The organism is Streptomyces sp. NPDC104367 (assembly GCF_055583825.1).
Genome location: NZ_JBVJND010000002.1, coordinates 38046 through 60810, shown reverse-complemented (window position 1 = coordinate 60810; position 22765 = coordinate 38046). Strand labels below are relative to the sequence as shown.

Here is a 22765-nt window from a genome sequence, read left to right as displayed (position 1 = left end):
GTGACGGCTGGAGTGACGGCTGGAGTGACGGCTGAAGTGAGCGCCGGAGTGAGCGTCGATGGGAGCGCACCATGAGCATGGCCGTGGTCGGCATGATCGCCGGCATGGCGTTGGGCTTCGCCGGGTACTTCGGCGGATTCGGCGCCTTCCTGCTGGTGGCGGCGCTGGGCGCCATCGGGTTCGTCGTCGGCAGGTTCGCCGAGGGCGACCTGGAACTCGGCGAGTTCTTCCGCGGCCGCGACGACCGGCGTGACCGGCGGCGATGAGCTCCGCGAGCACCTCCCCGAGCAGCGGGACCCGCGGGCCCGCGACGGTCGTGGCGCCCGGGGACCGCGGCGCCACCAGGATCGCCGACCGGGTGGTGGCGAAGATCGCCGCACAGGCCGCGCGTGAGGCGGTCGGCCCTCTGCCCAAGGACGCCGTGCCCCCGCACGCCACGGTCGCGGTCCACCACGACACGGCACGCGTCCGGGTCCACCTGGAACTCGGCTACCCGGCCGACATCGCGGCCCGGTGCGCGGCCGTGCGTCGGCAGGTGGTCGAGCGGGTAGGCGCGTTGGTGGACATGGAGGTGCCCGAGGTCGCCGTCCACGTCGAACGGCTGCACCCGGCCCAGACCCAGGGGAGGGCGTGATGAGCGCCGAACAGGCACAGGTCATCGAGAAGCCGCCGCCACCGGCGGCGCCCGAGCGCACCCACGAGGCCCGCTTCTGGTCCCCGCGGCGCGCCCCCGCGGCCCTGGTCGCCCTGCTCACCCTGCTCGTCTCGGCCGCGTTCCTCTACGACATCGTGGCCGTACGCGCCCACCACCCCGCGATGCGGTGGCGCCGCGAACTGGCCCGGCAGCTCGCCGGGCGGCCCCTGGACGACACCTGGGTCCTGGCCGGGGCGGGCGTCGCCGCCGTCCTCGGCCTGTGGCTGCTGGTCCTGGCCGTGACGCCCGGCCTGCGGGACCTGCTGCCCATGCGGCGCACCCACCCCGAGGTCCGCGCCGGGCTGCACCGCGACGCCGCCGCGACGGTGCTGCGCGACCGGGCCATGGAGATCTCGGGCGTACGCCGGGTACGGGTACGGCTGCGCCGCTCCCGGGCGCGCGTCCTCGCCGTCTCCCACTTCCGCGAACTCGACGAGGTACGGGCCGACCTGGACACGGCGCTGGCCGACGCGGTCCGCGCCCTGGGACTCGCGCGGCCGCCCCGGCTGACCCTGCGCGTGGTCCGACCCGGCCGGAAGGGATGACGTCATGCTCCGCACGGTCAACCGCGTACTGACCGGCCTGGCGGGCCTCCTGCTCCTCGCCCTCGGCGGCTCGGTCCTGGCCGTCGGCCTCGGCGCCCCGTCCCCGTCCTGGTGGATCCACCAGAGCCGCCACGACGTCCTGCTCACCACCGCCGAGCGCACCCACTGGCGCAGCGCCGGCTGGTGGTGGCCGGCGGTGCTGGCCGCACTGGCCGTCCTGGTGCTCCTGTCCCTGTGGTGGCTGACCGCGCAGCTGCGCCGGCGCCGCCTCACCGAGATCCGGGTGGACACCGGCGACGGGGAGCACGCCCTGCTGCGCGGCCGCGCCCTGGAGACGGTCCTGGCGACGGACGCGGCCCACCAGGACGGTGTGGCCCACGCCCAGGCGGTCCTGGTGGGCTCACGGACGGCCCCCGGGGTCCGGGTCCGGCTCCAGCTGGAGCCGGACGTCTCCCCGGGCGACGCCCTGGACGAACTGACGGACCGGGCCCTGACCCACGCCCGGGACTCGGCGGCGCTGAAGAAGCTCCCCGCCGAGGTCCGGCTGACGTCGGTCAGACACCGCGCGGAGCGGGTCACCTGACACCCCGGGCGGGGCGCCCCGCGACCGGCCCGGCGGAGGCCGGCCGGGCCGGCCGTGCGACCGGTCGTCAGAACCCGTGCCGCACGCCCCCGTCGACGGGCACCATGATCCCCGTCAGATAGGAGGCCGCGGGGGACAGCAGGAACGCCGCCACCCGGCCGAACTCCGCCGGAGTCCCGTACCGGCGCAGCGGGATCCGGGCCTCGTGCTCGGCCCGGGTGGCGTCCGGGTCCGCCGACAGGGAGTCCAGCTCCCGCACCCGGTCCGTGTCGATCCGCGCCGGCAGCACCCCCACCACCCGGATCCCGCGCGGCCCCAGCTCGTCCGCCAGCGACTTGGCGAACCCGGCCAGCCCCGGCCGCAGGCCGTTCGAGATGGTCAGCGCCGGGATCGGCTCGTACACCGACCCGGACAGCACGAACCCGATGACACCCCCGTCCGCCAGCTCGGCCGCCGCGGCGCGGGCGAGCCGTACGGCACCCAGGAACACCGACTCGAAGGCGGCCCGCCACTGCTCGTCCGTGTTGTCGGCGGCGAACCCGGCCGGCGGCCCGCCCACGCTCACGAGGATGCCGTGGAACGCCCCGAAGTGCTCACGCGCCGCCGCGATCAGCCGCTCCGGCGCGTCCGCGTCCGCGTTGTCCACGGCGACCCCGACCGCGTTCGGCCCCAGTTCGGCCGCCGCGTCGGCGACCCGCTTCTCGTCACGTCCGGTCAGGACGACCTTCGCGCCGTCGGCGACCAGCTCGCGCGCGGTCGCGTTGCCCAGCCCGCGGGTCGCCCCGGTGACGACGTACACCCGGTCCTTCAGTCCAAGATCCATGATCCCTATCCTGCCTGGTCGCCCCCGAACAGCGTGAGGGCGGTGTTCACCAGCCCGATGTGGCTGAACGCCTGCGGGAAGTTGCCCAGCTGGCGGGCGAGCTCCGGGTCGTACTCCTCGGACAGCAGCCCCACGTCGTTGGCGAGCCCCACCAGCCGTTCGAACAGTTCCCTCGCCTCGTCGGTGCGGCCGGTCATGTGCAGCGCGTCGGCGAGCCAGAACGAGCAGGCGAGGAACGCGCCCTCGCCGCCCGGCATCCCGTCCACGCCCACCGCGTCGGTGTCGTAACGGCGGACGAAACCGCCGTGGCCCAGGTCGTCGCGGATCGCGTCCACCGTGCCGATCACCCGGGGGTCGTCCGGCGGCAGGAAGCCCAGGCGCGGGATCAGCAGCAGCGCGGCGTCCAGTTCGCGCGAGCCGTAGTACTGCGTGAACGTGTTGCGCTTCGGGTCGAACCCCTTCTCGCACACCTCCCGGTGCACCTCGTCGCGCATCGCGCGCCAGCGCTCCAGCTCGCCGCTGAGCTCGGCGTGGTCCTCCAGGGTGCGCACGGCCCGGTCGGCGGCCACCCAGACCAGCACCTTGGAGTGCACGAAGTGGCGGCGGCCGCCGCGCACCTCCCACAGCCCCTCGTCCGGCTGGCGCCAGGCCTTCTCCAGGAACGACATCAGCGCGCACTGGATGGACCACAGGTGCGGCTTGGTGGACATCCCGGCGGAGCGGCCCAGCGACAGCGAGTCCATGACCTCGCCGTACACGTCCAGCTGGAGCTGGTCGACGGCGCCGTTGCCGACGCGCACGGGGGCCGAGCCGGCGAAGCCGGGCAGCCAGTCCAGCTCGAACTCGGGGAGCCGGCGTTCACCCGAGAGGCCGTACATGATCTGGAGGTCGGCCGGGTCGCCGGCGACCGCGCGGACCAGCCAGTCGCGCCAGGACTCGGCCTCCTTGTGGTAGCCGGCCGAGAGCAGGGCGCCGAGGGTGAGGGTGGAGTCGCGCAGCCAGCAGAACCGGTAGTCCCAGTTGCGCACCCCGCCCAGCTCCTCGGGCAGCGAGCTGGTGGCGGCGGCGACGATCCCGCCGGTCGGCCGGTAGGTCAGCGCCTTCAGGGTGATCAGGGAACGCACGACCGCGTCCCGGTGGGGACCGTCGTAGGTGCAGCGGGCGGTCCAGCGCCGCCAGTCGGTGACGCTGGACCGCAGCGCCTCGTACGGGTCCAGGAGCGCCGGCCGGGGCTCGTGCGAGGGGTGCCAGGTGAGGACGAAGGCGACCCGCTCGCCCTCCGCGACGGTGAACTCCGAGTGCGTGCCGAAGTCCTCGCCCCAGGTCCGTACGGACGGCTCGCTGCGCAGCCACACCGAGTCGGGTCCCGCGACGGCGACCCGGTGCGCGCCGGAGCGCCGCATCCAGGGGACGACCGAGCCGTAGTCGAAGCGCAGCCGGAGCGAGCTGTGCACGGTGACCCGGCCGCTGACGCCCTCGACGATCCGGACCACGTCGGGGGCGCGCTCGCGCTGGGGCATCAGGTCGGTGACCCGGACCGTGCCCTCGGCGGTCTCCCACTCGGTGTCCAGGACGAGGGTGTCGGGGCGGTAGGCGCGCCGGGTGCAGACGGTGGCGTCCCTCGGGGCGATCCGCCAGTGGCCGTGGTTCTCGTCGCCCAGGAGTCTGGCGAAGCAGGCGGCCGAGTCGAACCGCGGCAGGCACAGCCAGTCGATGGAGCCGTCCCGCCCGACCAGGGCGGCGGTCTGCTCGTCGCCGATGAGCGCGTAGTCCTCGATGCGTCGGTCCACGGGGACCGGTTTCCCGGCCGGGCGGTGGGCCAATCAGGGGATGGGCCGCCGGAGTGACACGACGCGTGGCGCCGGGCGACGGCCGGCCCGGGGGTTCGGACGGCCGCCTGCTCAGACGGCCGCCGGCTCCGCCTGTTCCGTGCTCTCCTTCGCCGCCGCCGCCTCCGCACGCGCGCGTGCCTCGCGGCGCACGAGCACGAAGAAGCCGTACGGCACGCCCGCGGCGAACAGCCACCACTGGATCATGTACGCGTAGTTCAGCGGGGCGTCTTCCTTGCCCGGGTCGGAGATCTGCTCCGGGGTGTCGCCCTTGGGCGCGGGCGCGGTCTGCTGGATGTAGCCGCCCAGCACCTGCCTGCCGAGCCGGCGGGCCTGCTCCTCGCTGTTGATCAGCATGATCTGCCGGTCGGGCAGGCCCTTGATGTCCTTGATGCCGCTCGCCGCGGTGGTCTCGTCGGGCATCAGCCGGCCCTGGACGGTGACCCGGCCGGACGGCGGTGCGGGGATCTCGGGGAACGCGGTCTGGCTCGGGCCGTCCGAGGGGATCCAGCCCCGGTTGACCAGCAGCACCTCGCCGTCGGCCAGCACGAACGGGGTGAGCACGTGGTAGCCGACCTCGTCGTCGGAGTTGGTGCGGCGGCGCACGACGACCTCGTCGGCGGTGTCGAAGGTGCCGGTCGCGGTCACCGTGTGGTACCGCTCCTTGCGGGTCACCGCGTGCCCCGGCTCGGTCACCTGCTCGACGGGCACCGGCTTCGCCCCGAGCGCCTCGGCGACCAGCTGGTTGCGGGCGCTGCGCTCCTCGTACCGGTGCTTCTGCCAGAACCCCAGCCGGACCATCGTGGGGATGAGGAGCAGCGAGATCAGGGTGAGGATCACCCACTGCCGGGTCAACAGGAAGCGGTACACCCCACGACCGTACAACTCGGTCGTGGGGCGCGAGCGGGCGGGTACCGGGTCAGACGCGGTCGACGATCCCCGCCTTCCCCGCCGCACGGGCGCAGTGGGCGCCGCAGTACCACTGCTGTTCGGCCTCGACGCCCTGGCCGATGATCGACACCTTGCAGTGCTCGCAGACGGGGGCCATGCGGTGGATCGCGCAGGAGAAGCAGTCGAAGACGTGGACCGCGCCCTGGGCGTGCACCTCGAAGGTCATTCCGTAGTCATTGCCGCAGACTTCGCATTTCGCCATGCGCCACAGGGTGGGCGGTCGTCCTCGCGCGGGCGAGCGGGCGCCGGGCGAGTCGCACGGCAATCACCCGTCCGTACGGTCCTGCCGCGCGGTCACTTCCCGGACGCCGGGGCCACGTCCCGCAGCAGCTGCCCGAAGGCCGCCTCGTCGAGGACCGGGGTGCCGAACTGGCGGGCCTTGACGACCTTCGACGTACCCGAGTCCGGGTCGTTGGTGACGAGCAGGCTGGTCAGCCGCGAGATGCTCGTCGAGACGTGCAGCCCGGCCTCCACGGCCCGGTCCTCCAGCAGGTCCCGCTCGATCGAGGTGTCGCCGGAGAACGCCACCCGCATGCCCTGCCGGAGCGGCTTGCCGTCCTCGTAGCGCCCCGGGTTCGGGTACGGGCACGCCGCCCGCTTGCGGGACGGCCGCCAGCTGGTCGGCCGGTAGCCGCCGCTCGCCTGCTGTCCGATACGGGGCGTGTCCGACCACTCCGTCAGCGGCCGGCACTCCAGCAGCGGCAGCCGTACGTTGCCCGCCGCGGCGGCCCGCAGGCTGGGCCGGAACGCCTCCGCGAGCACGCGCGCGTCGTCCAGCGCGTGGTGCGCCCGCCGCTGGACCACGCCGAAGTGCGCGGCCAGGGTCTCCAGCTTGTGGTTGGGCAGCGGCAGCGCCAGCTCCTTGGAGAGCGCGATCGTGCACAGCCGCTGCCGTACCGGGGCCTCGGCCTTCGCGCGCGCGTACTCCCGCGCGATCATCTGCCAGTCGAAGACCGCGTTGTGCGCCACCAGCACCCGGCCGTCCAGCCGGGCCGAGAACTCCTCGGCGATGTCGGTGAAGAGCGGCGCCCCTTCGAGGGTCTCGCTCGTCAGACCGTGGATCCACACCGGTCCCGGGTCGCGCTCCGGGTTGACCAGGGTGTACCAGTGGTCCTCGACCTCGCCGCGCTCGTCCAGCCGGTAGACGGCCGCGGAGATTATCCGGTCGTCCCGGGCCAGTCCGGTGGTCTCCACGTCGACGACCGCGTACCCCTTGGGATACGCGGTGGGCCACGGGGTGCCGGGGGACACTGCGGTCGTACGGTCTTCGAGCATGGTCACTGAGGATACGGGCCGGGACCGACAGTCCGGGCCGTCAGGTCGCCTCCCGCACCCGCCCGTTCGAATGTCCTGATTGCCTTCGCGTGGCTATGGACCTTTTCGCCGCGCGGTGCAAGCGTGCACCCCGCCCGGCGCGCGGACGCGACGACTGAGCACCGACGCGACGCCGACGCGACGCGGACGGTGGCCGACGGAAGGGCGGTACGGCGGATGGCACGCGTACGATACGGCGCTCGGACCGGGGCGGAGATCGCCGCGGGGCGCACCACGAAGCTCCCGGACGTCTGGTCCACCGGGGTGGTGGCGGTCTGGGAGACCGACCCGGACGCGGTCGCGGCGGTGCTGCCGCCGCCCCTGAAACCCACCGGCCGGCCGCTGGCCCGGGTCAACGTCAGCAAGGTCGAACTGCCCGGATACCCGCTCGGCGCGGGCTCGTTCGCGGTGGCCGCCGCGCACGGCTCCGTCGAGGGCTGGTACCCGCTGGTCATGCCGATGACCCACGAGCGCGCCCTCACCGGCGGCCGCGAGGTGTTCGGCGAGCCGAAGAAGCTCGGCGAGGTGACCGTCGAGCGCGAGGACGGCCTGGTCCGCGCGGTGCTGGCCCGGCACGGCGTGGCCTTCGTGGAGGTGCGCGGCACGGTCGACGGCCCGCTGCCGCTGCCCGAGCCCGCCCCGAAGACCGACTTCTACTTCAAGTTCCTCCCGGCCGTGGACGGTTCGGGCTTCGACGGCGACCCGGTCCTGGTGCACTGCGTGCGCGAGGAGAAGGTCCGCCGGCTGGAGCGGGTGACGGGTGAGGTGATCCTCCGCGAGTCCGCCCACGACCCGGTCGCCGACCTCCCGGTGCTCCGCCTGCTGGACATCACCCTCGGGGAGAAGACCAGCGACCAGCGCGGCCGGGTCGTCGAACGGGTCGACCCCCAGGCCCTGCTGCCCTACGTCCACCAGCGCTACGACGACCCGCGCCAGATCCACGACGCGCCGCCGGAAGGGAGCGGGGCCTGATGGAGCTGACCGCCGGACAGGTCGCCGTCGTCACCGGCGCGGCGAGCGGCATCGGACTCGCGATGGCCCGGAGGTTCGCGGGTGAGGGCCTGAAGGTGGTCCTCGCCGACGTCGAGGCCGCCGCGCTGGACAAGGCCGCCGACGCCCTGCGCGCCGAGGGCGCCGACGTGCACGCGCGCGTGGTCGACGTCGGCGTCCGCGAACAGGTCCTGGAACTGGCCGAGTCGGCCTACGACACCTACGGAGCGGTGCACGTCCTGTGCAACAACGCCGGGGTCGGCTCGGGCGCCGAGGGCCGTATGTGGGAGCATGAACCGAACGACTGGAAATGGGCGTTCGAGGTCAACGTGTGGGGCGTCTTCCACGGGGTGCAGGCGTTCCTGCCGAGGATGATCGAGGCGGGGGAGCCCGGCCACGTCGTCAACACGTCCTCCGGCGACGGCGGCATCGCACCGCTGCCGACCGCCTCGGTGTACGCGGTCACCAAGGCGGCCGTCGTCACGCTCACCGAGTCCCTGTACGCCCACCTGAAGGCCGAGCACGCGCGCGTGGGCGCCTCGGTGCTCTTCCCGGGGCCGCACATGCTGCGCACGGGACTGTGGGAGTCGCACCGCAACCGGCCCGGGCGCTACGCCAAGCAACGGCCGCGCAGAACGCCGTACCGCAGCCTCGGTCAGTGGGAGGCCGCGATGCGCGCGGCGGGCGAGGAGGTCAGCTTCACGCCCGTCGAGGAGGTCGCCGGGTTCGTCGTGGCGGGCATCCGCGCGGACCGCTTCTGGCTGCTGCCGGACAGCGAGCACAGCGACGCGCAGATCCGGGCGCGGGCCCGCTCGATGCTGGACCGGGCGAACCCCTCCTACCTCGAAAGCTTCATCCTGGACTGACAGGGGGCTCTGGTGACCGCCTACGACGACCCTTACCTGATCATCTCCTCCGACTGCCACGCCGGACTGCCCACCGAGGAGTACCGGCCCTATCTGGACGCCCGGTTCCACCGGGACTTCGACGAGTTCCTCGCCGGACGCGACCGCCGCCGGGAGGAGATGACCCGGCTCGGCATCCGCAACGAGGCGTTCGCGACGAAGTGGTTCCAGGACAACGAGGAGGGGCTGCGCGGCGGCTGGGACACCGCGCAGCGCCTCAAGGAACTGGACGGCGACGGGGTGGCCGCCGAGGTGGTCTTCCCGGACGCCGACGCGGTCGACAGCCGGACGGCCGCGCCCTTCGGGGTCGGCCTCGGCCTCTCCGGCGACCAGGACCCCGAGTTGGGCATGGCGGGCGCCCGGGCCCACAACCGCTGGCTGGCCGACTTCGTCTCCGAGCACCCCGAACGGCACTGCGGGGTCGCCCTGCTGCCCGTCACCGCCCCGGCGGACCAGGTCGTCGCCGAGGTCCACCGGGCCAGGGAGTCGGGCCTCGGCGCCCTGATGATCCCCTCCATGTGGGTCGACAAGGAGCCCTACCACGACCGCCGTTACGACCCGGTGTGGGCCGCGGCCGCCGAGTGCGCGATGCCGGTCCTCACCCACTCCGGGGCGGCCCCGCGCGACGAGTACGGCGACCATCTCGGCATCTACGTCAGCGAGGTGACGTGGTGGCCGGCCCGCCCGCTGTGGTTCCTGCTCTGGTCCGGTGTCTTCGAACGCCACCCCGGGCTGCGCTTCGGCGTCGCCGAGTCGGGCTGCTGGTGGCTGCCGAACCTGCTGTGGTTCATGGACCGCCTCTACCTGGGCGCGCACGGCGGCAAGAAACTCTCCCCCTTCGAGGAGCTGAGGCGCCCGCCGCACGAGTACCTCGATCGGCAGGTGTTCGTCTGCGCCACCAACACCAAGCGCCGGGAGCTCGCCCAGCGCTACGAGATCGGCGTCGACAACATCCTCTGGGGCAGCGACTTCCCGCATCCCGAGGGCACCTGGCCGGACACGCGCGCGTGGCTGCGCCGTACCTTCCACGACATCCCGGTGGCCGAGACCCGCCGGATGCTCGGCCTGGCGGCGGCCGAGGCCTTCGGCTTCGACGTGGACCGCCTGGCACCGCTGGCCCGCCGGATCGGCCCGACCCCCGCGGACCTCGGCCAGCCGGCCGACCAGGCGGCGGTGGAGGCCTCCTGGGCCCGCTCGCGCGAGGTGGGCCGCCACTGGCTGACGGACCACGACTTCCCCGTGCTGGGAGCGGAACGATGAACGGACAGGACCGCTACACGGTGATCTCGGCCGACTGCCACGCGGGCGCCGACCTCCTCGACTACCGGCCCTACCTGGAGCGGCGCCACCACGACGCGTTCGACGTCTGGGCGGCGACGTACGTCAACCCGTACGAGGACCTGCTGGCCGACACCGCCGACCGGAACTGGAACTCCGCGCGGCGGCTCGCGGAGCTGGAGGAGGACGGGATCGTCGCGGAGGTGATCTTCCCGAACACCATCCCGCCGTTCTTCCCCTCCAGCTCCCTGATGGCCCCGGCGCCCACGGCGGCCGAGTTCGAGCGCCGCTGGGCGGGCCTGCGCGCGCACAACCGCTGGCTGGCCGACTTCTGCGCCGCCGCCCCGGGCCGCAGGGCGGGCGTCTTCCAGATCCTCCTCAACGACGTGGACCAGGCGGTCGAGGAGATCCGCTGGTCGGTGACGGCGGGCCTGAAGGGCGGCCTCCTGCTGCCCGGCACACCCCCGGGCTCGGGCCTTCCCGAGCTGCACGCGCGCGTGTACGACCCGATCTGGGCCGTCTGCGCGGAACTCGGCGTGCCCGTCAACCACCACGCGGGCTCCGCCTCCCCGCCGCTCGGCGACGAACCGGCCGCCCGCGCGGTGTTCATGGTGGAGACGACCTGGTTCTCGCACCGGGCGCTGTGGCACCTGGTCTTCGGCGGCGCCTTCCGCCGCCACCCGGAACTGCGGCTGGTCCTGACCGAACAGGGCTCGGGCTGGATCCCGGGGGTCCTGGCGATGCTGGACTACTACCACGGCCGCATGCTGGCGGCGGCGACGAGGACGGCCACCGCGGAGTCCAGGTTCGGCGCCGGCCTGGCGGAGTCGATGGGGAAGCCGCCCTCCCAGGTGTGGCACGAGAACTGCTTCGTGGGCGCCAGCTTCATGCGCCCGCACGAGGTGCCGCTGCGCGACCGCATCGGCCTGGACAAGATCATGTGGGGCAGCGACTACCCGCACGACGAGGGCACCTACCCGTACACCCGGGAGGGCCTGCGCTTCGCCTTCCCCGGGGTGCCGCGCGAGGAGCTCGCGGCGATGCTCGGCGGCAACGCGGCCCGGGTCTACGGCTTCGACCTGGACCTGCTGGACCCGATCGCGGCGAAGGTGGGACCGACGGCCGAGGAGATCGCGGAGCCGCTGCCGGAGCCGCCGCCGGACGCGACGAGCCCGCTGTTCGCGCGGGGCGCCTCGGTGCGGGTCTGGTGACGCCGATACGCCAGTCGGTACGCCGTTCGTGAGCCCCGGGGTGCGATCCTCCCTGCTGTGACGGAACCAACGCACGACAACGAGGCCCATGGGGGAGCGCTCGGCTCCCGGCTGAACTGGCTGAGGGCGGCCGTGCTCGGCGCGAACGACGGCATCGTCTCGACGGCGGGACTCGTCGTCGGTGTCGCGGGCGCCACGGCCGACCGCGACGCCCTGCTCACGGCGGGTCTGGCGGGTCTGCTCGCCGGGTCGATGTCGATGGCGGCCGGGGAGTACGTGTCGGTGTCCACCCAGCGCGACTCCGAACTGGCCGCACTGGCACTGGAGAAACGGGAACTCAGGGAGCAGCCCGAGGCGGAGCTGGAGGAGCTGACCGAACTGCTGGAGCGGCGCGGGCTCTCGCGCGAGGTGGCGCGCGAGGCCGCGGTCCAGCTGACGGAACGGGACGCGCTGAGGGCGCACGCGCGCGTGGAGCTCGGCATCGACCCGGACGAACTGACCAATCCGTGGCACGCGGCGGTGGCGAGCTTCCTCGCCTTCACGGTGGGCGCCCTGCTGCCGCTGCTGGCGATCGTGCTGCCGCCGACGGGCCGGCGGCTCCCGGTGACCGTGGTCTCGGTCCTGGCCGCCCTGGTCCTCACGGGCTGGACCAGCGCCCGGCTGGGCGCGGCGGCACCGGGCCGCGCGGTCCTGCGCAACGTGATGGGCGGCGCGCTCGCCATGGGCGTCACCTACGCGGCGGGAAGCCTGCTGGGGGCGGCCGGGGTCTAGGGCGGGAAGGCGTCCACGCCGGTGAGCGGTGTCGGCGGGCCGATCGGCGTTCCCGATCGCGCGCCCGTCCGTTGGCGGAGATCACCAACAAACAAGCGCATACCGCCGGTAATACTTGTGGGTAACAACGTCTAGCCGCGGCCGGCCGACGGCCCTACGGTGCCAGCATGCCGAACCTGCCCGATGTCGTGCTGTGGTCGATACCCGCCTTCGTGCTGCTCACCGTGGTCGAGGTGATCAGCTACCGCCTCCATCCCGACGACGACCTCGCCGGCTACGAGAGCCGGGACGCGGCCACCAGCATCGGGATGGGGCTCGGCTCGCTGGTCTTCGACTTCGTCTGGAAGATCCCGATCGTCGCGCTCTACACGGCGGTGTACGCGCTCACCCCGCTGAGGATCCCCGTCCTGTGGTGGACGGTCCCGCTGATGCTGCTCGCGCAGGACTTCCTCTACTACTGGTCCCACCGGGGCCACCACGTCGTCCGCATCCTGTGGGCCTGCCACGTCGTCCACCACTCCAGCAGGAAGTTCAACCTCTCCACCGCGCTGCGCCAGCCCTGGACCTCGCTGACCGTCTGGCCGTTCTACGTCCCCCTCGTCGCCGCCGGTGTGCACCCCGCCGCGCTCGCCTTCTGCTCCTCCGCGAACCTCGTCTACCAGTTCTGGATCCACACCGAGCGCATCGACAGGATGCCCCGGTGGTTCGAGTTCGTGTTCAACACGCCGTCCCACCACCGGGTCCACCACGCCTCCCAGGGCGGCTACCTGGACCGCAACTTCGGCGGCATCCTCATCGTCTGGGACCGGCTGTTCGGTTCGTGGGTGCCCGAGGTGGAGCGGCCCGTGTACGGGCTGACCAAGAACATCGACACGTTCAACCCGCTCAGGGTGGCCACCCACGAGTACCTGGCCATCGGCAGGGACCTGAGGGCGGCCCGCGGCTGGCGGGAGCGGGCCGGCCGGATCTTCCGGGGGCCGGGCTGGGCGCCGCCGGCCGCCGCCGAGCGGACCGAGGAGTCCGTGACCGCGTGAGAACGTCCCGGGTGCTGCTCGGCGCCTTCGTCCTCGCCACCGTCCTCGACCTCGGCTGCCTCGTCGCCGGCGCCCGCGCCGGGCACCTGGCCGCCAAGCCGCTGCTCATGCCGCTGCTCGCCGCGTACACCGCCCGCGCGGGCGGCCCGCGGCTCCTCGTCGCCGCCCTGCTGTGCGGCTGGGGCGGAGACCTCCTGCTCCTCTCCGACGCCGGCCCCGCCTTCATGGCCGGGATGGCCTGCTTCGCCGCCGGGCACGTCTGCTACCTGGTCCTGTTCCGGCGCCAGGGACCGCCACGCGCGCGTGCGGGCACCCTCGCGGCCGGCTACGCCCTGGCCCTCGTCACCCTGGTCGTCCTGCTGTGGCCGGACCTGCCGGCCGGACTCCGCGTCCCCGTCGCCGGCTACAGCACCCTGCTCACCGCCATGGCGTGCGCCGCGGGCTCCCGGCTCGGCCCGGCCGCCGGGCTCGGCGGTGCGCTGTTCGTGCTCTCCGACACCCTCATCGCGACCGGCGTGGCCGGCTGGCCGCAGCCGCCCCGGCCCGACTTCTGGATCATGCTCACCTACGCGGCCGCGCAGTTCCTGCTGGTCCGGGGCACCCTCGATGCGCGGCCCGTATCGGACGCGGCGTACCGTGAAGTGCGCTCGCCCACCCCCTGAGCGCCGTCACGACACCGCACGAGAAGGACCCTCGCCATGCGCGCCACCACCATCCACGCCCCGTACGACATGCGCGTGGAGGACGTCCCCGAGCCCGTGGCGCAGCTGCCCACCGACGCCGTCGTCCGGGTGCTGCGCGCCTGCATCTGCGGCAGCGACCTGTGGGCGTACCGGGGCGAGGCGGCCCGGCGGCCGGGCCAGCGCATCGGGCACGAGTTCCTCGGCGTCGTCGAGGAGACCGGCTCCGAGGTGGGCAGCGTACGGCGCGGCGACCTCGTGGTCGCCCCCTTCATGTGGTCCGACGGGGTCTGCGACTACTGCCGCGAGGGCCTGACGACGTCCTGCGAGCACGGCGGCTTCTGGGGCGCCGTGGGCTACGACGGCGGCCAGGGCGAGGCCGTGCGCGTTCCGTTCGCCGACGGCACCCTGGTCCGGCTGCCCGGGGAGGCGGCCTCCGACGACCGCCTGCTGTCCGCCCTGCTGACCCTCTCCGACGTGCTCGGCACCGGCCACCACGCGGCCCTGGGCGCGGGTGCCCGGCCCGGTGCCACGGTCGCCGTCGTCGGGGACGGCGCGGTCGGCCTGTGCGCCGTGCTGGCCGCGAAGCGGCTGGGCGCCGAGCGGATCATCGCGCTCGGCCGGCACGAGGTCCGCACCGACATCGCGCGCCGCTTCGGCGCCACCGACGTCGTCGCCGAGCGCGGCGACGCGGCCGTGGAGGCGGTCCGCGAACTCACCCGGGGCCAGGGCGCGCACGCCGTCGTCGAGGCCGTCGGCACCGAACAGTCCATGCGGACGGCCGTGAACATCGCCCGGGACGGCGGCGCGATCGGCTTCGTCGGCGTGCCCCACGGCAGCGGCACCGGACTGGACCTCGGTGTCATGTTCGACCGGAACATCGCCCTGCGCGGCGGGGTCGCCCCGGTCCGCGCCTACATCCCCGACCTGCTGCCCGACGTCCTCGACGGCACGATCGACCCCTCGCCGGTCTTCGACCTGACCGTCGGCATCGAAGGCGTGCCCGACGGCTACAAGGCGATGGACGAACGCACCGCCCTGAAGGTCCTCGTCACCAACGGCTGAGCCACCGTCCCGCCCGCCGCCCGCCGCCCAGGTCCGCCTCGCCTGACCGGCAGCGGCAACGCCGTCAGCACCCCCGGCCACCGGCGCCGGGACGGCGGCCTACTTCTCCGGCCAGCGTGCCGGGGCCGAACCCCAGGGCACCGGTGGCCGCGCCCAGTCCGACGGGCCGCCCGCGAACGACAGCGGGGGCCGCGCGTACCGCAGCCGCCCCAGCGCGCTGTCCGTCTCCGCGAGCCAGGCGTCCGGGCCCGGGTACGGCTCCCCGGCCTCCGGACCCGGCTCCACCTCGGCCGTCAGCCACCGCGCGGTGCGCGCCAGTGCCAGCCGCACGAACCGGCCGTGTCCGTCGTACGACCGCTCGGTGAGCGCCCGCAGCACACCGGCCGCGAGCAGATAGCCGGTGCCGTGGTCCAGCGCCTGCGCGGGCAGCGCGCCCGGCCGGTCCGCCGTGCCCTCGGTCACCGCGATGCCGGTGGCGACCTGCACCAGGCTGTCGAAGCCGCGCCGGCCGCCCCACGGCCCGTACCCGCCCCACGCCGAGACCTGGGCCACGACCAGTCCGGGCCGCCGTTCGGCCAGTGCCTCGGGGGAGAGGCCGAACCGGTCCAGGGCGCCCGGCCGGTAGCCGGTGACCACGACGTCCGCCGACGCCAGCAGCTCCTCGAAGGCCGCCCGGTCCGTCGTCAGGTCGAGGGTCGCCGAGCGCTTCCCGAAGCCCGTGTCGGCTTGCTGGTCGGCGAGTTCGGGCAGCCACGGCGCGTCCAGGCGCAGCACGTCCGCGCCCAGCAGCCCCAGCGTGCGGGTGGCGACCGGACCGGCCAGCACCCGGGTCAGATCCAGGACGCGCAGCCCGGCGGCCGGCAGCAGCGGGGCGGTGCCTGCGTCGAGCGGTGCGAGCACGCGCGCGTGCGTCCCCTCCAGCCGGCCCCGCTCGACCAGGGGGCGCGCGGCCACCTCGGCGGCCTGCTCGTGCTCGGCCCACCGGGCCGGCGAGCGCAGCGCCACCGCGAGGCCGCCCGCGCCGTGGACGGTGTCCTCCACCTCCTGTGCGGAGCGCCCGGCGATCCGGGCCGCGGCCTCCTCGGCCGAGGCGCCCTCCGCCAGCCCCAGCGCGGTCAGCAGCCGGGCCCTGTGGTGCGGGTAGTTGGCGTGGGTGCGCACCCAGCCGTCGGCCGTCCGCCAGAACCGGGACAGCGGGGCGAACGGCACCGGCGCCCGCCCTTCGACCAGCAGCTGCCGCTCGCTGGTGAACGCCGCCGCCACCGCCCCGTCGTCCACCAGCACCCCGGGCACCCGCGCGGCCCCGGTGCGCCGCGCGCCCAGCTCGGCGGCGGCCAGCGCGCACGCGCCGACGCAGGCGCGGGCCAGCGCGGGCACGGGAAGCCGCGCGTCGAGCGGCCCCGGGCGGACGACGGTCGACACCCGCCCGAGCAGGGCGGGGTCGCCGCCGAGCGCACCCCATGCAGCATTGATCGAGTCCATGACTCAACTATGCATGATTGATTGAATCAATATGGATGTGCTGCCCGGTCCTACCTGGTCACGGCCGCCAGCGCGTCGGCCGTGCCCCAGCCGTAGAAGCCGTTGTGGTTCCTGGAGCCCTCGCACACCGCGTCGACCTTGCCGTCACCGTTGATGTCGTACGGGTCGGTGCACGGTGTGGCGGTCGCCTCGGCGTAGAGCAGGGCCTTCACCACGGCGGGGGAGGCGTGCGGATGCGTCGACTTGATCAGCGCGGCGACGCCGACGACATGCGGGGTCGCCATCGACGTGCCCGCCATGTAGCCCCACTTGCCGCCCGGCAGCGGGCCCAGGATCAGACCGCTGGTCGCCGGGGGCTCCGGTTTCTGGTAGGCCGTCGCGTCGCCGCCGGGCGCGGCGATGTCGACGACCCCGAGGCCGTAGTTGGAGTACGACGACTTCAGGCCCTTCGCGCCGGTCGCCGCGACCGTGACGACGCCCGGCAACTGGGTCGGTATGTCGAAGCACCGGTGCGGGTCGATCACCCGGTCGCTCGGGGTGCCGTCGTTCGGTGAGGCCGGGTCGGTGATCGAGTCGGAGGCCAGGTCGTAGCTCTCGTTGCCGGCCGCGGCCACGTTGACCGTGCCCTTCTTCTCCGCGAACAGGGAGGCCCGCGTGATGGCGTCGACGAGCGCCTTCTGGTCCGGGTCGTCGGTGCAGTTGAAGTACCAGGGATCGGTGTAGTAGCTGTTGTTGGTGACGTCGATGTGGTGCTCGGCCGCCCACACGAAACCGCAGACCACGGCCTCCGTGTAGAAGTACCCCGCGGACGTGGCGACCTTGATGCCGGCCACCTTCACGCCCGGCGCGACACCGGTGATGCCGACCCCGTTCTTCGCGCCCGCGATCTCACCGGCCACATGCGTGCCGTGCGGACTCTCGGCCGAGGTGGGCCGCCAGGCGCCGTACGTGGTGTCCGGCTTGCCGCTCACGCAGTTGGCGGACTGCGAGGCGGAGAAGTTCGGGGCGATGTCCGGGTGGGTGTCGTCCACGCCGGTGTCGATGACGGCGACGGTGACCTTCGGGCTGCCCAGGGTCTTCTCGTGCGCCTTGTCGGCCTTGATGGCGGGCAGGTCCCACTGCAACGGCTCCAGCGGGTCCTGCCCGTCGGCGGCCTCCGCGTCCGCCCGGGCCACCTGCTCCGAGTCGAGCACCTCGGGCGTGCCGACGTCGGTCGTCGACTGGGCCGGCAGCGGCGCGTTGCGGGTCGCCCCGGCCGAGTCCACGCCGGGCACCCTGCGGACGACCCTGGCGAAGTCGGCGTCGGACGAGTGCACGACGATCACCCCGATCTCGTCGTACGCGATCACCACCGAACCGCCGGCCCGGCCGATCGCCCGCTGGACGCGCTCCGACGTGCCGTGCCCGGGACGGACGTTGACCACGTAGCTGAGGGATGTCGTGTCGGCGGTCTCGGCCGCGGACGCCTGGACGTTGGGCAGGAACGCGAGGGCCGAGGCCATGGCCGTGCCGAGCGGGACGGCGAGGACTCGGCGGTGGCGTGGCTGGGGCGCTGTCATGGGTGGGAGCCTCCGGTTCGTTCGTGGAACGGGCGTGCCGTGCGGGAAGCCGTCTTCGGTGAGCGTCACTTGACCGCGCGGAGCGCGTCGACGACACCTGAGCCGTAGAAGCCGTTGACATGCCGGTCGCCCACACAGGTGGCGTCCACGACACCGTCGCCGTCCCCGTCGTACGGTCCCTGCGGGCAGCCCGGGTTGACCGCCTCGGCCTTGAGCAGGGCCTGGAGCCGGGCCGGAGTGGCGTGCGGGTGCGTCGACTTCAGCAGCGCGGCCACCGCGGCCACGTGCGGGACCGCCATCGAGGTGCCCTGGAGGAAGCCGTACTGGTCGTTCGGCAGTGTGGACAGGATGCGGCCGTTCTTCGACGGCGTGTCCGGGATCTGGTACTTGTCGCCGCCCGGGCCCGCCACGTCGATGACGCCCTGGCCGTAACTGGAGTAGTACGACTTCGTGTTGTTCACGCCGACCGCGCTCACGGTGACCACCCCGGGCAGTTGCGTCGGCACGTCGAAGCACTCGTGCGGGTCGACCGTACGGGTCGTGGCCGTCGAGTCGTCGGGGCTGGAGTCGTCCACGAGGGCGTGCGAGTCGAGGTCGTCGTTCGAGTTGCCCGCCGAGGCCACGTTGAGCGTGCCCTTGCTCCGGGCGTACAGCTGCGCCCGGTTGACCGCGTCGACGACGGCACGCTGGTCGGGGTCGTCCATGCAGTTGTACAGCCACGGGTCGACGTAGTAGCTGTTGTTGGTGATCTCCACGCCGTGGTCGGCGGCGAACACGAAGGCGCAGACCACGCTCTCCGGGTAGAACAGCTGCGTCGAGTCCGGCTGGGCCACCGTGATGCTGGAGACCTTCACCCCCGGCGCCACGCCCACCACGCCGATGCCGTTGCGGGCGGCGGCTATCTCACCGGCGACATGCGTGCCGTGGTAGTGCGCGGAGTCGGCCGGCCGCCAGGCGCCGTACGTGGTGTCCGCCTTGCCGCTCACGCAGTTGGCGGACTGCGAGGCGGAGAAGTTCGGGGCGATGTCCGGGTGGGTGTCGTCCACACCGGTGTCGATGATGCCCACCGTGACCGAGCTGCTCCCCGGGTTGATCCCGGCGGCCTTGTCGGCGCCGATCGCCCGCAGGTCCCACTGGTCGGCCTCCAGCGGTTCCTGCCCGGCCGTCGCGCTCCCGGCGGCCTTCGCGGCCGCCGCCTCCGACAGGACCTGCACGGCACCCTCGTCCGTGGTGCCCGCCGCGCTCAGCGGGGCCGTCCGGGTGGCGCCGGCCGACTGCACCCCGCGCACCGCGCGCAGCGCCGCGCCGAAGCCGGGGTCGGCCGAGTGGACGACGAAGACGCCGATCCGTTCGTAAGTCGCAATGACGGTGCCGCCGTTGCGGGTGATCGCCTGCCGCACCGACTCGATGGTGCGGTGGTCCGTGCCGGTGTTGACGACGTAGGCCAGATTCGGACCGTCCGCCGACACCGCCGGGGCCGTCAGCTGGGCCGCGGAGGCCGCCGCCGGCACCAGGCCGAGCGAGGCGGTCAGCGACAGGACGACCGGTACGGCGAGCGCCAGCCCGCGTCTGGAACGCAGATGAGCCATGGGGTCTCCACATCATCCGGAACAGCAACCGAAAAAAGTGACCGCCCAAGACGCGAGTAGCGCTTGGGCAGGTACATGACGTCTTGTGCAGGGCGAAGTTATCTCCCGCACTCACCGGCCAGCAATGACCGGAGGCGACTCGTGGCGACGACTTCCGAAAGAACCCGGGCGAGTTGAACCTGTCCACGCGTGGCGCCGTGACCTTGAGCAGGGAGCCGCAGCAGGATCGAGGCCCCCTGTCGGCATCACGTGAAGGAGTCGGTTCATCACTCCACGTTTGTGATCCAAACGCCTGTGAGATCAGAATCCGTACGTCCGCAACGCGAGGAGACTCCGTGGCCACCGAGACACCACCCCCCTCGAACGCACAGACCCGGCAACCCTCCGCCGAGGAGTTCAGCGAGGTGCAGGAGAGTGCGGAGTTCGCCGAACTGCGGCGCTCCTACCGCTCCTTCGCCTTCCCGCTGACCTTCGCCTTCATCGCCTGGTACCTGCTGTACGTCCTGCTCTCCAACTACGCGGACGGCTTCATGGGCACCAAGGTCGTGGGCAACGTCAACGTGGCCCTGGTCCTCGGCCTCGCCCAGTTCCTCACCACGTTCCTCATCGCCTGGTGGTACGCGCGGCACGCCGCCGCCGAGCTCGACCCCAAGGCCGAGGCCATCAAGTCCCGGATGGAGGAAGGCGCATGAGCCCCGCGCAGCACACCGCTCTGCTCGCCGCGGGCGAGGCGAGCGACCACCGGGCGCTGATCATCACGCTGTTCTCGGTGTTCGTCGCCGCGACCCTCGTGATCACCGTCTGGGCCGGCCGCCAGACCAAGGACGCCGCCGACTTCTACGCGGGCGGCCGCCAGTTCACCGGCTTCCAGAACGGCCTCGCGGTCTCCGGCGACTACATGTCCGCCGCGTCCTTCCTGGGCATCGCCGGCGCCATCGCGCTCTTCGGCTACGACGGCTTCCTCTACTCCATCGGCTTCCTGGTGGCCTGGCTCGTCGCCCTGCTCCTGGTCGCCGAGCCGCTGCGCAACTCCGGCCGCTACACCATGGGCGACGTCCTCGCCTACCGCATGCGCCAGCGCCCGGTCCGCACCGCCGCCGGCACCTCGACCATCGTCGTGTCGATCTTCTACCTGCTGGCCCAGATGGCGGGAGCCGGCGTCCTCGTCTCCCTGCTGCTCGGCATCACCAGCGACGGCGGCAAGATCGGCATCGTCGCCCTGGTCGGCGTCCTGATGATCGTCTACGTCACCATCGGCGGCATGAAGGGCACCACCTGGGTCCAGATGGTCAAGGCCGTACTGCTGATCGCGGGCGCCCTGCTGCTGACCTTCATGGTGCTGGCCAAGTTCCACTTCAACATCTCCGACCTGCTCGGCAAGGCCGCCGACAACAGCGGCAAGGGCGCCGCCTTCCTGGAGCCCGGCCTGAAGTACGGCGCCACCGGCACCAGCAAGCTGGACTTCCTCTCCCTCGGCATCGCCCTGGTCCTCGGTACGGCGGGTCTGCCGCACATCCTGATCCGCTTCTACACCGTCCCCACCGCGAAGGCCGCCCGTAAGTCCGTCATCTGGGCGATCGGCCTGATCGGCGCCTTCTACCTGATGACCCTCGCCCTCGGCTTCGGCGCGGCCGCGCTGATCAAACCGGACGAGATCGTCGCCTCCAACAAGGCGGGCAACACGGCGGCCCCGCTGCTCGCCCTGCACCTCGGCGGCGTCGACTCCAACTGGGGCGCGATCCTGCTGGCCACCATCTCCGCGGTGGCCTTCGCGACGATCCTCGCGGTGGTCGCGGGCCTCACCCTGGCCTCTTCCTCCTCCTTCGCCCACGACATCTACGCCAACGTCATCAAGAAGGGGCAGGCCACCGAGAAGCAGGAACTGGGCGCCGCCCGCTGGGCCACCGTCGGCATCGGCGCGGTCTCGATCCTCCTGGGCGCCCTCGCCCGCGACCTCAACGTCGCCGGCCTGGTCGCCCTCGCCTTCGCGGTCGCCGCCTCCGCCAACCTGCCGACCATCCTGTACAGCCTCTTCTGGAAGCGGTTCACCACCTCCGGGGCCCTCTGGTCGATCTACGGCGGCCTGGTCACCGCGGTCGGCCTGGTCCTCTTCTCGCCGGTGGTGTCCGGCAAGGAGACCTCGATGTTCCCGGACGCCGACTTCCACTGGTTCCCGCTGGAGAACCCGGGGATCATCTCGATCCCGGTCGGGTTCCTCCTCGGCGTCGTGGGCACCCTGCTCTCCAAGGAGCCCCCGGACGCCGCGAAGTACGCGGAGCTGGAGGTGCGTTCCCTGACGGGCACCGGGGCGCACTGAGCTTCGTACGACCGGCCGCGTCGACGGGATCGTACGATCCTACGACGCGGCCTCGTCGTCCCTCGTGACATCGGGCCCCTCACGTTGTCGGTGCCGTCACGTAGGCTCGCAAGTGACGGAAACAGACTGGTCCGGATCGAGGGAGGGGGCCCACGTGCTCATCGACACCTATGGCCGAGTCGCCACCGACCTGCGGGTCTCGCTGACCGACCGGTGCAATCTGCGCTGTACGTACTGCATGCCCGAGGAGGGCCTGCAGTGGCTGGCCAAGCCCGACCTGCTCACGGACGACGAGATCGTCCGCCTGATCGACATCGCCGTCCGGCTGCTGGGCGTCGAGGAGGTCCGCTTCACCGGCGGCGAGCCGCTGCTGCGCCCCGGCCTGGTCGGCATCGTGGAGCGGGCCGCGGCCCTCACCCCCCGCCCCCGGATGTCCCTGACCACCAACGGCATCGGCCTGCGCCGCACCGCGGCGGCCCTGAAGGCGGCCGGCCTCGACCGGGTCAACGTCTCCCTGGACACCCTGCGCCCGGACGTCTTCAAGACCCTCACCCGCCGCAACCGCCACCGGGACGTCCTCGACGGCCTCGGCGCCGCCCACGACGCCGGCCTCACCCCCGTCAAGGTCAACACCGTCCTGATGCCGGGGCTCAACGAGGACGAGGCCCCCGACCTCCTCGCCTGGGCCCTCGACCACGGCTACGAGCTGCGCTTCATCGAACAGATGCCGCTCGACGCCCAGCACGGCTGGAAGCGCGACAGCATGGTGACGGCGCAGGACATCCTCGCCTCGCTGCGCACCCGCTTCGACCTCACCCCGGAGGACGCGGACGACCGCGGCTCGGCCCCGGCGGAGCGCTGGCTGGTGAACGGCGGCCCGCAGCGCGTCGGCGTCATCGCCTCGGTCACCCGCCCGTTCTGCGCGGCCTGCGACCGCACCCGCCTCACGGCCGACGGCCAGATACGGACCTGCCTGTTCGCCAGGGAGGAGACGGACCTGCGCGGCGCGCTCCGCTCGGGCGGCTCCGACGATCGGATCGCCTCCATCTGGCGGCTGGCGATGTGGGGCAAGAAGGCGGGAGCGGGCCTAGACGACCCCTCGTTCGTGCAGCCGGACCGCCCGATGTCCGCGATCGGAGGCTGAC

General features: G+C 72.9%; 23 protein-coding genes. 15 read left to right on the top strand and 8 right to left on the bottom strand.

All coding sequences use genetic code 11. From position 1 onward, the window contains the following. The first annotated feature begins 71 nt into the window (after positions 1 to 71). Genes ACZ619_RS03075 through amaP form a run of 4 tightly spaced genes read left to right on the top strand, consistent with a single transcriptional unit; the run spans position 72 to position 1822 of the window. Positions 72 to 266, top strand: a complete 195-nt coding sequence (locus ACZ619_RS03075) for a hypothetical protein (RefSeq protein ID WP_469593408.1) — start codon at positions 72 to 74, stop codon at positions 264 to 266. Next, positions 263 to 634: an Asp23/Gls24 family envelope stress response protein gene (locus ACZ619_RS03070; protein ID WP_469593406.1), complete on the top strand. Its 372-nt coding sequence runs from the start codon at positions 263 to 265 to the stop codon at positions 632 to 634. The genes ACZ619_RS03075 and ACZ619_RS03070 overlap by 4 nt, the downstream gene beginning before the upstream one ends. Beyond that, positions 634 to 1239: a DUF6286 domain-containing protein gene (locus ACZ619_RS03065; protein WP_469593404.1), complete on the top strand. Its 606-nt coding sequence runs from the start codon at positions 634 to 636 to the stop codon at positions 1237 to 1239. The genes ACZ619_RS03070 and ACZ619_RS03065 overlap by 1 nt, the downstream gene beginning before the upstream one ends. Positions 1240 to 1243: 4 nt before the next feature. Further along, positions 1244 to 1822: an alkaline shock response membrane anchor protein AmaP gene (amaP, locus tag ACZ619_RS03060; protein ID WP_469593402.1), complete on the top strand. Its 579-nt coding sequence runs from the start codon at positions 1244 to 1246 to the stop codon at positions 1820 to 1822. Between the two features lie 67 nt (positions 1823 to 1889). Here the strand turns inward: amaP and ACZ619_RS03055 are convergent, their stop codons facing one another. From ACZ619_RS03055 to ACZ619_RS03035, 5 genes are all read right to left on the bottom strand, one after another. After that, on the bottom strand, positions 1890 to 2645 hold the full coding sequence (locus ACZ619_RS03055; RefSeq protein WP_469593400.1) for an SDR family oxidoreductase: 756 nt from the start codon (positions 2643 to 2645) through the stop codon (positions 1890 to 1892). Between the two features lie 5 nt (positions 2646 to 2650). Then, positions 2651 to 4435: a glycoside hydrolase family 15 protein gene (locus tag ACZ619_RS03050; RefSeq protein ID WP_469593398.1), complete on the bottom strand. Its 1785-nt coding sequence runs from the start codon at positions 4433 to 4435 to the stop codon at positions 2651 to 2653. A gap of 111 nt (positions 4436 to 4546) precedes the next feature. Further along, positions 4547 to 5344 carry an SURF1 family cytochrome oxidase biogenesis protein gene (locus ACZ619_RS03045; RefSeq protein WP_469593396.1) on the bottom strand — a complete coding sequence of 266 codons (798 nt, stop codon included), beginning with the start codon at positions 5342 to 5344 and terminating at the stop codon, positions 4547 to 4549. Positions 5345 to 5393: 49 nt separating this feature from the next. Then, positions 5394 to 5627 carry a hypothetical protein gene (locus ACZ619_RS03040; RefSeq protein ID WP_469593395.1) on the bottom strand — a complete coding sequence of 78 codons (234 nt, stop codon included), beginning with the start codon at positions 5625 to 5627 and terminating at the stop codon, positions 5394 to 5396. A gap of 92 nt (positions 5628 to 5719) precedes the next feature. Further along, positions 5720 to 6700 carry a DEDDh family exonuclease gene (locus ACZ619_RS03035; RefSeq protein ID WP_469593393.1) on the bottom strand — a complete coding sequence of 327 codons (981 nt, stop codon included), beginning with the start codon at positions 6698 to 6700 and terminating at the stop codon, positions 5720 to 5722. Positions 6701 to 6916: 216 nt separating this feature from the next. Here ACZ619_RS03035 and ACZ619_RS03030 point away from each other — a divergent pair, with 216 nt between their 5' ends. The 8 genes from ACZ619_RS03030 (at position 6917) to ACZ619_RS02995 (ending at position 14673) form a co-directional block, all read left to right on the top strand. Continuing rightward, positions 6917 to 7711: an acetoacetate decarboxylase family protein gene (locus ACZ619_RS03030; RefSeq protein WP_469593391.1), complete on the top strand. Its 795-nt coding sequence runs from the start codon at positions 6917 to 6919 to the stop codon at positions 7709 to 7711. After that, the gene (locus tag ACZ619_RS03025) at positions 7711 to 8595 is read left to right on the top strand and encodes an SDR family NAD(P)-dependent oxidoreductase (protein ID WP_469593389.1); all 885 of its coding nucleotides are present in this window, start codon (positions 7711 to 7713) and stop codon (positions 8593 to 8595) included. The genes ACZ619_RS03030 and ACZ619_RS03025 overlap by 1 nt, the downstream gene beginning before the upstream one ends. Before the next feature lie 12 nt (positions 8596 to 8607). Next, complete coding sequence (locus ACZ619_RS03020; protein WP_469593387.1) at positions 8608 to 9894, top strand: amidohydrolase family protein; 1287 nt, start codon at positions 8608 to 8610, stop codon at positions 9892 to 9894. Beyond that, a complete protein-coding gene (locus ACZ619_RS03015; protein ID WP_469593385.1) occupies positions 9891 to 11123 on the top strand; it encodes an amidohydrolase family protein in 1233 nt (410 codons plus the stop codon). The genes ACZ619_RS03020 and ACZ619_RS03015 overlap by 4 nt, the downstream gene beginning before the upstream one ends. 57 nt (positions 11124 to 11180) lie before the next feature. Continuing rightward, complete coding sequence (locus tag ACZ619_RS03010; protein WP_469593383.1) at positions 11181 to 11894, top strand: VIT1/CCC1 transporter family protein; 714 nt, start codon at positions 11181 to 11183, stop codon at positions 11892 to 11894. Between the two features lie 167 nt (positions 11895 to 12061). After that, on the top strand, positions 12062 to 12928 hold the full coding sequence (locus ACZ619_RS03005; protein WP_469593381.1) for a sterol desaturase family protein: 867 nt from the start codon (positions 12062 to 12064) through the stop codon (positions 12926 to 12928). Beyond that, positions 12925 to 13590, top strand: a complete 666-nt coding sequence (locus tag ACZ619_RS03000; protein ID WP_469593379.1) for a lysoplasmalogenase — start codon at positions 12925 to 12927, stop codon at positions 13588 to 13590. The genes ACZ619_RS03005 and ACZ619_RS03000 overlap by 4 nt, the downstream gene beginning before the upstream one ends. 36 nt (positions 13591 to 13626) lie before the next feature. Continuing rightward, positions 13627 to 14673: a zinc-dependent alcohol dehydrogenase family protein gene (locus ACZ619_RS02995; protein WP_469593377.1), complete on the top strand. Its 1047-nt coding sequence runs from the start codon at positions 13627 to 13629 to the stop codon at positions 14671 to 14673. A 99-nt stretch (positions 14674 to 14772) separates the two neighbouring features. Here ACZ619_RS02995 and ACZ619_RS02990 read toward each other — a convergent pair whose 3' ends face one another. The 3 genes from ACZ619_RS02990 to ACZ619_RS02980 form a co-directional block, all read right to left on the bottom strand. After that, positions 14773 to 16155 (bottom strand): CoA transferase, encoded by a 1383-nt coding sequence (locus ACZ619_RS02990; RefSeq protein ID WP_469593375.1) that lies wholly within the window; start codon positions 16153 to 16155, stop codon positions 14773 to 14775. A 50-nt stretch (positions 16156 to 16205) separates the two neighbouring features. Beyond that, on the bottom strand, positions 16206 to 17714 hold the full coding sequence (locus tag ACZ619_RS02985; RefSeq protein WP_469593373.1) for a S8 family peptidase: 1509 nt from the start codon (positions 17712 to 17714) through the stop codon (positions 16206 to 16208). 65 nt (positions 17715 to 17779) lie between these two features. Next, positions 17780 to 19303 carry a S8 family peptidase gene (locus ACZ619_RS02980; RefSeq protein WP_469593371.1) on the bottom strand — a complete coding sequence of 508 codons (1524 nt, stop codon included), beginning with the start codon at positions 19301 to 19303 and terminating at the stop codon, positions 17780 to 17782. A gap of 335 nt (positions 19304 to 19638) precedes the next feature. Here ACZ619_RS02980 and ACZ619_RS02975 point away from each other — a divergent pair, with 335 nt between their 5' ends. From ACZ619_RS02975 to moaA, 3 genes are all read left to right on the top strand, one after another. After that, complete coding sequence (locus tag ACZ619_RS02975) at positions 19639 to 19995, top strand: DUF485 domain-containing protein (protein WP_469593369.1); 357 nt, start codon at positions 19639 to 19641, stop codon at positions 19993 to 19995. Then, the gene (locus ACZ619_RS02970) at positions 19992 to 21620 is read left to right on the top strand and encodes a solute symporter family protein (RefSeq protein WP_469593367.1); all 1629 of its coding nucleotides are present in this window, start codon (positions 19992 to 19994) and stop codon (positions 21618 to 21620) included. Before ACZ619_RS02975 ends, ACZ619_RS02970 begins: the two co-directional genes overlap by 4 nt. 154 nt (positions 21621 to 21774) lie before the next feature. Continuing rightward, complete coding sequence (moaA, locus tag ACZ619_RS02965) at positions 21775 to 22764, top strand: GTP 3',8-cyclase MoaA (protein ID WP_469593365.1); 990 nt, start codon at positions 21775 to 21777, stop codon at positions 22762 to 22764. Position 22765: the final 1 nt, after the last annotated feature.

Bases quoted from the DNA above. Each gene is read 5' to 3' on its own strand.
- ACZ619_RS03075 (WP_469593408.1), top strand. From the start codon at position 72: ATGAGCATGGCCGTGGTCGGCATGATCGCCGGCATGGCGTTGGGCTTC.
- ACZ619_RS03070 (WP_469593406.1), top strand. From the start codon at position 263: ATGAGCTCCGCGAGCACCTCCCCGAGCAGCGGGACCCGCGGGCCCGCG.
- ACZ619_RS03065 (WP_469593404.1), top strand. From the start codon at position 634: ATGAGCGCCGAACAGGCACAGGTCATCGAGAAGCCGCCGCCACCGGCG.
- amaP (WP_469593402.1), top strand. From the start codon at position 1,244: ATGCTCCGCACGGTCAACCGCGTACTGACCGGCCTGGCGGGCCTCCTG.
- ACZ619_RS03055 (WP_469593400.1), bottom strand. From the start codon at position 2,645: ATGGATCTTGGACTGAAGGACCGGGTGTACGTCGTCACCGGGGCGACC.
- ACZ619_RS03040 (WP_469593395.1), bottom strand. From the start codon at position 5,627: ATGGCGAAATGCGAAGTCTGCGGCAATGACTACGGAATGACCTTCGAG.
- ACZ619_RS03035 (WP_469593393.1), bottom strand. From the start codon at position 6,700: ATGCTCGAAGACCGTACGACCGCAGTGTCCCCCGGCACCCCGTGGCCC.
- ACZ619_RS03030 (WP_469593391.1), top strand. From the start codon at position 6,917: ATGGCACGCGTACGATACGGCGCTCGGACCGGGGCGGAGATCGCCGCG.
- ACZ619_RS03025 (WP_469593389.1), top strand. From the start codon at position 7,711: ATGGAGCTGACCGCCGGACAGGTCGCCGTCGTCACCGGCGCGGCGAGC.
- ACZ619_RS03015 (WP_469593385.1), top strand. From the start codon at position 9,891: ATGAACGGACAGGACCGCTACACGGTGATCTCGGCCGACTGCCACGCG.
- ACZ619_RS03005 (WP_469593381.1), top strand. From the start codon at position 12,062: ATGCCGAACCTGCCCGATGTCGTGCTGTGGTCGATACCCGCCTTCGTG.
- ACZ619_RS02995 (WP_469593377.1), top strand. From the start codon at position 13,627: ATGCGCGCCACCACCATCCACGCCCCGTACGACATGCGCGTGGAGGAC.
- ACZ619_RS02990 (WP_469593375.1), bottom strand. From the start codon at position 16,155: ATGGACTCGATCAATGCTGCATGGGGTGCGCTCGGCGGCGACCCCGCC.
- ACZ619_RS02985 (WP_469593373.1), bottom strand. From the start codon at position 17,714: ATGACAGCGCCCCAGCCACGCCACCGCCGAGTCCTCGCCGTCCCGCTC.
- ACZ619_RS02980 (WP_469593371.1), bottom strand. From the start codon at position 19,303: ATGGCTCATCTGCGTTCCAGACGCGGGCTGGCGCTCGCCGTACCGGTC.
- ACZ619_RS02970 (WP_469593367.1), top strand. From the start codon at position 19,992: ATGAGCCCCGCGCAGCACACCGCTCTGCTCGCCGCGGGCGAGGCGAGC.